Source organism: Alkalimonas sp. (assembly GCF_020831925.1).
Lineage (GTDB): Bacteria > Pseudomonadota > Gammaproteobacteria > Enterobacterales > Alteromonadaceae > Alkalimonas.
Map to the genome: position 1 here is coordinate 1 of NZ_JAFIFQ010000082.1, position 8,169 is coordinate 8,169.

Here is an 8,169-nt window from a genome sequence, read left to right on the forward strand (position 1 = left end):
TTTCGCCGCCGGGCAGGTCGATCTGACCATACCAAGTACCGCCCCACTGACGGGAATCGGCCAGCGCCTGGGATGAGACCAGCGCCAGAGCGAGTATTAGCCCGAAAAAGTATTTAATTTTCATGGTGGTAATCCAAATCGCTATTGTTTGTGGTGGTGTTAATTATGCTTGTTCTTTGCAAGAAAACATTCCAAAAAGTGTTACAGAATATAATCCGTTAACTCCGCCTTTGGCTCAGTGGCAGCGAGCTTTGCATCTGCTGCAGATGCAGCAAGCGCGAGCGGATAGTGCCTATCTGCCAACTGGCAGTACCATAGCCCCAGGGGATCATCACCTCAACTAACCGGATAGACGCTCTCCCATAGGGCTGCGATAGTCTAGTACTGTCGTAATACCATGGCAGGCTTACGGCTGGCAACCTGCCAGGCCAAAGCCGCCACCGTGCACCAACAGATGGCGAAGGTGATGGCTGCTGCCAGCAGGTAAAGCCAGGGGCTTTGCGCTACCCGCACACTAAAACCGGCCAGCCAGCCATCGAGCGCTAGGTAAGTGGCTGGGATGGCCAGTGTGGCGCTGATGGCCATCAGCTTCAGGTACTCATTGGCCAGCAGATTCACCAGGCTGAAGGGGCCTGCACCCAGTACTTTGCGCATGGCGACTTCGCGCGAGCGCTGCTCAGCGCTAAAGGCTGCCAGGCCAAACAAGCCAACACAGGTCAGGACAATGGCCAAAGCGGTAAAAATAGCAATGACGGTGCCCTGGCGCTGCTGGTTTTGGTACAGGGCGCTGTAATCGTCATCCAGCCAACTCAGGCGGACATCCTGGCGCTGCAAGCGCTCGGCCAACAGCTGTTCAATCTGAATCCGGCTTTGCATGGCCTGCAGCGGATTCAGTTGCAGCAGAATATGCCCGACATGCATCGGAGAGCGGCCACAAATCAACAGCAATGGCTCGGGCTGGCGGGTAGCTGCGCCTATCTGCACATCAGCAATCACGCCAACGACGGTAATAGTGAGTGACTGCTGCTCCTGCAACAGCCACTGCTGGCCAATGGCATCATCAGGGTTGTCAAAGCCGGCACGGCGGGCCAGGGCTTCGGTAATAATGCCGGCAGCGGTAGCATGGCTGTGATGGCGCTGGTACCAATCGCTCTGGTAGTCGTTGCTAAAGTCCCGTCCTGCCAGCAGAGTAAAGCCAGCGGCTTTTACGATATCAAAACCAGCACCCAACTGTGGGATTGGTGGCAGGCTGTTATCCGCTGTCTGGCCCGGTAACTGAATCGACATGGCCTGCGAAATGGTGTCGGTCAGTTGCATATCCAGCAGGCTGGCACTTTGCACCCCCTCAATGCGCTGCAGCGCGTTGAGCAGAGCTGGTTGCTCTGCCCAAAACAAGTGCTCGTTGACAATGTTGTGCACCAGCAGGCGGGCATCACGTTGATAGCCGGTGTTTTGTTGCTGCAGCAATTGCAGTTGCTGTTGCAACACAGCGGTCGCCACCAGCAAGCCAATGGCGATGGCGCCTTGCAGCACCAGCAGTCCTTTGCGCAGCCAAACAGCGGTGTTGCCACGCTGAAAATCACCGCTTAGCACTTTTTTGGCGTCAAAAGCCGAGATAAAAAGTGCCGGGTAGACGCCGGCCAGCAGGCCAGTGGTCAGCACTGTAGCCAGCGCCAAACCTCCATAAGTACCCAGATAGTCCAGCGTAAGCGGGCGATTCACCAGCGCACTGAACCAAGGCAGCAGCAGCTCGAGCACTACCAGAGCCAGCAGGCCGGCAGTCGCCGCAATCAGCAGGGACTCCAGCATAAACTGTGCAAACAGCTGCCAGCGACTGGCGCCCAGGGTTTTTCGCACCCCAACCTCTTTGGCGCGCTGACCAGCGCGAGCGGTGCTCATATTAATGAAGTTAATGCCAGCCACCAGCAGCAATAAGGCGGCTAGCAGCAAGCCAATGCCAACGGTGCTGGCTGAGCCATTGACTTTCATCTCATAGCCTAAATTCGAATGCAGGTGGATGGCGGTTAACGGCTGCAGCTCCAGTGCCATCATACTCTGGCCTTGATAGGCTTGGGTATTCACCAGCTCGGAAAAATGCACCAGAAAGGCGTCGTGATCCAGTCCGGTGGGCAGCTTCAGGTAACTGTATACGGTATTCATCGGCAGAGGGTGTGCGGCAATATCGTCGCTCAGACGGCGTAACGAGTTCAGCTGCAGGTGACTTTGTGCCGGCAGCCGGTAGACAGCTGTTACCTCATAGTTGCTGCCATCCAGCCGCAGCTGTTGGCCCACCACATCGTTGTGACCAAACAGACGGATGGCTTCGTGCTCAGCCAGGGCCAGGCGATTTGGTTGGCTGAGTGTAGCCTGCAGATCGCCGCTTAACACCTCAAACTGAAAGAAATCGGTCAGAGTGTCATCGGTTTGCATGGCATGCGACATGGTGATTTGCAGCGGCGAATCTTCCAGTTGGATCAAGGCTTCCTCGGCAAAACCAGCCAGCCGGGTGACTTCGATGCGGGTATCGAAATCCTGCAGCAAGGGCTTCATGGCCGGGCTGGTTATCGGGAAGCGTTGCTCCAACGGAATAAAGGTTTGCTCCAATCGAAAAGTGCTGCTGGCATCGGGATGCATCCGGTCAAAACCTTGTTCGTGCTGCACAAAAAGTAAAATGAGCAAGGCGGCGGCCAAGCCGACGGCCAGACCACCTAAATTCAACGCCAGGTGGGTTTTATGCCGTAGCACGGCCCGTATCCCAGTGGTAAGGTAATTGCCCAGCATAGAAAGTGCGTTACGCATACTTCACCTCCTGAGTGCTGGCGAGCGCCCGCTCGCTGACAATCTGACCATCCAGCATTTGTACCATACGGCTGGCGTATCGGGCTTCGTGCTCCGAGTGGGTGACCATCACGATGGTGGTGCCTTCCTGGTTCAGCTGGCGCAGCATCTGCATCACTTCTTCGCTGTTTTTTGAGTCGAGGTTGCCAGTGGGTTCATCGGCCAGGATCAGCGCTGGATTGATCACCAAAGCTCGGGCCACCGCCACCCGTTGCTGCTGGCCACCGGACAGCTGCAACGGCAGATGATCGGCACGGTGATCCAGTTGCATCCGCTTTAAAATGGCTTCAACCCGTTGTTTGCGCTCGCTCGAGGTGACGCCCTGATACTGCAGCGGCAGCTCGACATTCTGAAAAACCGTTAGCTCATCAATCAGGTTAAAGCTCTGAAACACAAAACCGAGCTGGTTTTTGCGCAGCTCCGCCAGCTGTTTTTCACGGTAGCGGGCAATGTCCTCGCCTTTAAAGTTGTAAACGCCGTCGCTTGGGCTATCCAGCATGCCTAAAATGCTCAGCAAGGTGGACTTGCCACAACCAGATGGTCCCATAATCGCCACGAACTCGCCGGCTTCGATGGTCAGGTTGATGTTGTTCAGGGCAGTCGTTTCCAGCTCTGCAGTGCGAAATACTCGTTGGATCTGTTGTAACTGAATCATTGGATGGTCCTTAGCGTTGTAATTGAATGATATCGGCTTGTTGAAATTCGCGATAGCCGGATGTAATGACGATATCGCCTTCACGCAGTCCCTGGCGTACTTCCACAAGTTGCGCGTTTTGCCGGCCCAGTTGCACGGCTTGCTTGCGGGCGGTGGCCGTGGTCGGGTCCAGCACATAGACAAAGTGACCACCGCCATCGGTCAAATATGGGCCTCGAGCAAGCGCCAGCACCGGGCTTTGTTGCTCGTCCAACTGCAGCGTCAGGTTCACCGACTGACCGCGCTTGGCCTGCAGCTGCTCGGGCAGGGCAAACTCCAGCTGGAACTGGTTATTCACCACCCGGCTGTCGATGCGACTTACCTGCAGTTGCAGCTGTTGCTGTTGCAAGGTCACTCGGGCGATCATGCCCAGTTGAATGCGGCCCAGGTAAAACTCATCGACGCTGGCTAGCAGTTTGTATTGATCGGGTTGGTCGATTTGACCCAGGCGGCTGCCGGGTGCGCGGGATTCGCCCACTTCGACATTAAATTCGCTCAGGTAGCCACTGATGGGCGCCCTTACCAGTAAGTTCTGCACATTTTTCCGGGCAAAATCCAGGTTACGGCTCAGCATCTCGACGCTTTCAGACAGCTGCTGCAGCTGCAACTGACGAATGGCTTCTTCCTGCTGTTGTCGTTCATGCGTGAGCTGCAAGCGGTTTTGTTGATAGCTCAGCTCTTCGGCAAGGTTGTTCAGGTGCTCCTGTGCCAGCACGCCACTTGCCACCAGTGGCTCACTTTGCTGCAAATGCCGCGTTAGGGTGGCAATGCGAAACTCAATATCCAACACATCGCGCTGCAGGTTGAGGCGGTTGGTTTCAATGGTCATCTGGGTGTTGCGCAGAAAGTTCATCTGCTCGGTGACCTGAGCTTCACGGCTGATTAAATCGAGCTGTAGCTGGGTGTTGGTCAGTTGCACCAGCGGCTGGCCCTGCTCGACATAGCTGCCTTGCTCCACCAGGCGCTGTTCGACCCGGCCCCCCTCAATCACATCCAAAAAGACGCTGTGTTGCGGCATCACCGTAGCGCGCAGGGTAATGCTTTCCAGCAGAGGCTGCGGCTTTACCACAGCGGTACTGACGGAACTCATTGGTAACTTCAGCTGCATCGAGGCATTGGCCTGGCCTTTGCTAAACCACCACAAGCCAGCGGCAAGCATCACAGCGGTAGCAAGCAACCAGTAGGGGTGTTTTGAGCGGCGGCTAATTTTTTTATCCATGGTCACACTCCGTTCAATAGGATTTCCAGGATAAATACAAAGGCTGTGCCAAGTTATTTATTCAATTAAAACAGTGGCTTAATTTTGATTTGCTGAGAATGGTGTCCGCTGGTGGCACAGTTGGCTGTCCGAAAATGGACACTTTATCGCTGCATGGCGGTTCTGTGGCCTGTTGGGATAGCGATGTGCCCCTTGCACGGGTCGGCACTTTTGTTTAGGGTGACGATTACTTTCTGCTAACACCTCTGATGCGATTTTAATCCGATGAACGATGCGGCCACAGTGCTAGTGCTGGACGACAATACCGACTTGCTTACGGCAGCCAGGCTTTGCCTGAAGCCTCATTTTTCCAAGGTGCTGACTCTGAGCGATCCCAGCCAACTGCAACCCTGTCTGCAACAGCAGCCGGTGCAGTTGCTGTTGCTGGATATGAACTTTCAGCGTGATGTCAGCAGTGGCGAAGAAGGCATCTACTATCTGCAGCAGGCGCTAAAATGCCAGCCTGATTTAAAAGTGGTGATGATGACCGCCTACGCCGAACTGCCGCTGGCGGTGAGGGCCATGCAGCTGGGAGCGTGCGACTTTATTGCCAAACCCTGGCACAACGAGCAGTTGCTGCGTACCTTGCAAAAGCACAGCTCAGCACAAAAACACAGCGCAGCGTCAGCCATCTCGTCACAGCCTGCGTCAGCCAAAAAGCCTGGTGTTCCGATGCTGGGCCAGAGTAGTGCCATGCAGCAGGTGCAGCGGTTGATTGAAAAAGCCGCCGCCACCGAGGCCAACATCTTACTGCTCGGTGAGAGTGGCACTGGCAAGGCACTGGCGGCTGAAGCCATTCACCAGGCATCACCCCGCAGGCAGGGCCCTTTGGTGACGGTGGACCTGGGCGCTGTGCACAGCAATTTGTTTGAAAGTGAACTCTTTGGTCATACAAAAGGTGCTTTTACCGATGCCAAAAGCGATTACGGCGGTCGTCTGCGCCAGGCCAGTGGCGGCACTTTGCTGCTGGATGAGCTAGGCAATGTGCCGCTGGCGCTGCAAGCTAAACTGCTGACTGCCTTGCAAAACAGGGTGGTGGTGCCGGTGGGCAGCAGTCAGGAGTACCCGTTTGATGCCCGGCTGATAACGGCCACCAACGAAGACCTGTTGGCGAAGGTGAGCCGTGGCGAGTTTCGCCAGGATTTGTTGTACCGCATTAATACTGTGGAGATTTGCCTGCCACCGCTGCGTGAGCGTGGCGGCGATATCCCGCTGTTGCTGGACTGGTATCTGCAGTTTTACAGCGATAAGTACCAGCAAAACGGCTTGCGTATCCGACCCAGCGATCGACGCTTGCTGTTTAGTTACCACTGGCCCGGCAATGTGCGTCAGCTGGCACACGCTATCGAACGGGCTGTGGTGCTGGCCGAGCAGGGTGAGCTGGATTTTAGTCAGTTGGAAACTACAGCGAGGCCAGAGTCTACCTCCACTGTGCAGAGCCCGGAGAGCGGTGATTTTGTATTGGACTATGTCGAGCAAAAAACCATTGCCCAGGCCCTGCAGTATTACAAAGGCAACATCAGCCAGGCGGCCAAGGCGCTGGGCCTGACCCGGGCAGCCTTGTACCGCCGTATGGAAAAATACCAGCTATGAAGCGCCTGCTGTTGCCCTTAGGCTTGCTTGTTGGCAGCACCTGGCTGCTTGGCTGGTTAGGGTTGGCCTTCAATGCACTGACGCTGTTGTTATTGCTGGTGCTGGGGCTGGCCTGCGGGTTGCTGCTGCAGCACAGCAGAAAACTGCAGCGCCAAACCACGTTATTGTTAAAAGCACTGGCCAATCAGGATGTCAGTTTCCGGCTGCCTCAGCAACCCGAGTTGCAGTCGTTGTGGCAGCAGGTGCAGCAGCAATTGATGCACAGCCGGCAACAGGCGGAAGCCAGGGCGCAGTACCTCAATGCCTTGCTGACCCAACTGGAAGTGGCGGTGCTGGAGTTTGATCAGCACAATCGATTGTTGCAGGCCAACCCGGCCGCCGAACGCTTGCTGGGCAGTCAGCTGCTGGAGCAGACCCGGCAGGGGCTGTGCGAAGACAGCCCGGGGGCTTTGCCGCTGCTGTGGCAAAAGCTGCAGCAGCCAGAGGCTTTGCAAAAAGGTGAGCTGCTGTGGCAGAGCGAAGGGGGGCAGGACCGGTTGGCCTTTAGTCTGGTGCAAAGCCAACTGCTGGGCCAACCGCGAAAACTCTTGACCCTGCAAAGCATTCAGCAGCAATTGCTGGCGCAGGAAGTGCGAGCCTACCAGCAACTGACCCGCATTTTAACCCATGAAATTGCCAACTCCATCAATCCGATGGTGTCGCTGGCGCAAAGCAGCCTGACTCTCTTGCCGGTAGCCGGATCCGTGCTGGACGCTGAGAGCCATGCCGACTTGCAGCTGGCTACGACCACCATTGCCCGGCGCGGCGAGCATTTAAGCCAGTTTATCGCTGCTTTTAAAACCTTAAGCACACCTGTGCAGGCTGAACTTGCTGCCGTAAGCCTGGCCGACAGCCTGGCAAGGGTGCAGCGTTTGCTGCAGCAGGAGCTTGCCGGCATAGAGCTTTGCACCTTAATGCCGACTGAGCTGCCACCACTCTGGCTGGATCCGGCGTTGCTGGAGCAGGTACTGATTAACCTGCTAAAAAACGCCGCCGAAGCGCTGCAGGCTACCTCACAGCCACGGATTGAATGCCAGGCGCATTACCAGCACCCACACTGGTTGCTGGATATCGCCGATAACGGCCCTGGTATTACGGCAAGTGCCGCCGAGCAGTTGTTTGTGCCCTTTTTCACCACTAAGGCCAGTGGCTCCGGCATCGGCCTGAGCCTGGCCCGCGCCCTGATGCAAGCTCAGGGCGGCGAATTGCGCTACCTGCCCAGGTCAGAAGGTGCCTGCTTTCGGTTGCGGTTGAATTAATGCTGGGGTAGAAGGACAACTGATGTACTGCGAAGCTTCGGGGTCAGATCCCAAAGCTTAGTGCGTGCTCTGTATTTTTAGAACACATTTTACTCATGCAATGGAGGTGATGAATGTCTGCTACTCGGTCATAGCGGACTGTCATTCAAAACCATCAATAAGTAAATCTAGACCGGCTTTGATTTGAGTCCGGTACTGCTGTAGCGATAACGATGTAGCTTTTAAACGCTTGGCTGAAACCGAAGCAATATCCAGTAAATCGACAAAGCAGGCCTGGTTGTCAAGCAGAACTGGGAACTGAAAGGGGCTAATAACCTGTGTTGTGCTACTGGTTTTACAACGGCTGCAAGTAAAGCGTCAATATCGTGTTGGTAAGAATAACTACGGTCTGCTGATCGTATAGTGGCGACACTAAATTGATCCATCCTTAGAGTTGCCCCAGCCGTTCTGCAAAGGTACCCTGTTGCTCGATAAGCTGATTGTAGGCC

5 protein-coding genes are annotated in these 8,169 nt (G+C 55.6%); 2 read left to right on the forward strand and 3 right to left on the reverse strand.

Annotated elements, in window-relative coordinates; translation table 11 throughout:
- Window positions 1-378 precede the first annotated feature (378 nt).
- The 3 genes from JJU14_RS15640 to JJU14_RS15650 are packed head-to-tail and all read right to left on the reverse strand — an operon-like array spanning window position 379 to window position 4,751.
- On the reverse strand, window positions 379-2,799 hold the full coding sequence (locus JJU14_RS15640) for an ABC transporter permease (protein WP_228614654.1): 2,421 nt from the start codon (window positions 2,797-2,799) through the stop codon (window positions 379-381).
- Window positions 2,792-3,493 carry an ABC transporter ATP-binding protein gene (locus tag JJU14_RS15645; protein ID WP_228614655.1) on the reverse strand — a complete coding sequence of 234 codons (702 nt, stop codon included), beginning with the start codon at window positions 3,491-3,493 and terminating at the stop codon, window positions 2,792-2,794. Before JJU14_RS15645 ends, JJU14_RS15640 begins: the two co-directional genes overlap by 8 nt.
- A gap of 10 nt (window positions 3,494-3,503) precedes the next feature.
- Window positions 3,504-4,751 (reverse strand): HlyD family efflux transporter periplasmic adaptor subunit, encoded by a 1,248-nt coding sequence (locus tag JJU14_RS15650; protein ID WP_228614656.1) that lies wholly within the window; start codon window positions 4,749-4,751, stop codon window positions 3,504-3,506.
- Between the two features lie 264 nt (window positions 4,752-5,015).
- Here JJU14_RS15650 and JJU14_RS15655 point away from each other — a divergent pair, with 264 nt between their 5' ends.
- Window positions 5,016-6,383, forward strand: coding sequence for a sigma-54 dependent transcriptional regulator (locus tag JJU14_RS15655; RefSeq protein WP_228614657.1), 1,368 nt, complete (start codon window positions 5,016-5,018; stop codon window positions 6,381-6,383).
- Complete coding sequence (locus tag JJU14_RS15660) at window positions 6,380-7,681, forward strand: ATP-binding protein (protein WP_228614658.1); 1,302 nt, start codon at window positions 6,380-6,382, stop codon at window positions 7,679-7,681. Before JJU14_RS15655 ends, JJU14_RS15660 begins: the two co-directional genes overlap by 4 nt.
- Window positions 7,682-8,169 lie beyond the last annotated feature (488 nt).

What these genes read in the sequence shown, in the direction of transcription:
- JJU14_RS15650 (WP_228614656.1), bottom strand. Translation starts at nt 4,751, where the DNA reads ATGGATAAAAAAATTAGCCGCCGCTCAAAACACCCCTACTGGTTGCTT.
- JJU14_RS15645 (WP_228614655.1), bottom strand. Translation starts at nt 3,493, where the DNA reads ATGATTCAGTTACAACAGATCCAACGAGTATTTCGCACTGCAGAGCTG.
- JJU14_RS15660 (WP_228614658.1), top strand. Translation starts at nt 6,380, where the DNA reads ATGAAGCGCCTGCTGTTGCCCTTAGGCTTGCTTGTTGGCAGCACCTGG.
- JJU14_RS15640 (WP_228614654.1), bottom strand. Translation starts at nt 2,799, where the DNA reads ATGCGTAACGCACTTTCTATGCTGGGCAATTACCTTACCACTGGGATA.
- JJU14_RS15655 (WP_228614657.1), top strand. Translation starts at nt 5,016, where the DNA reads ATGAACGATGCGGCCACAGTGCTAGTGCTGGACGACAATACCGACTTG.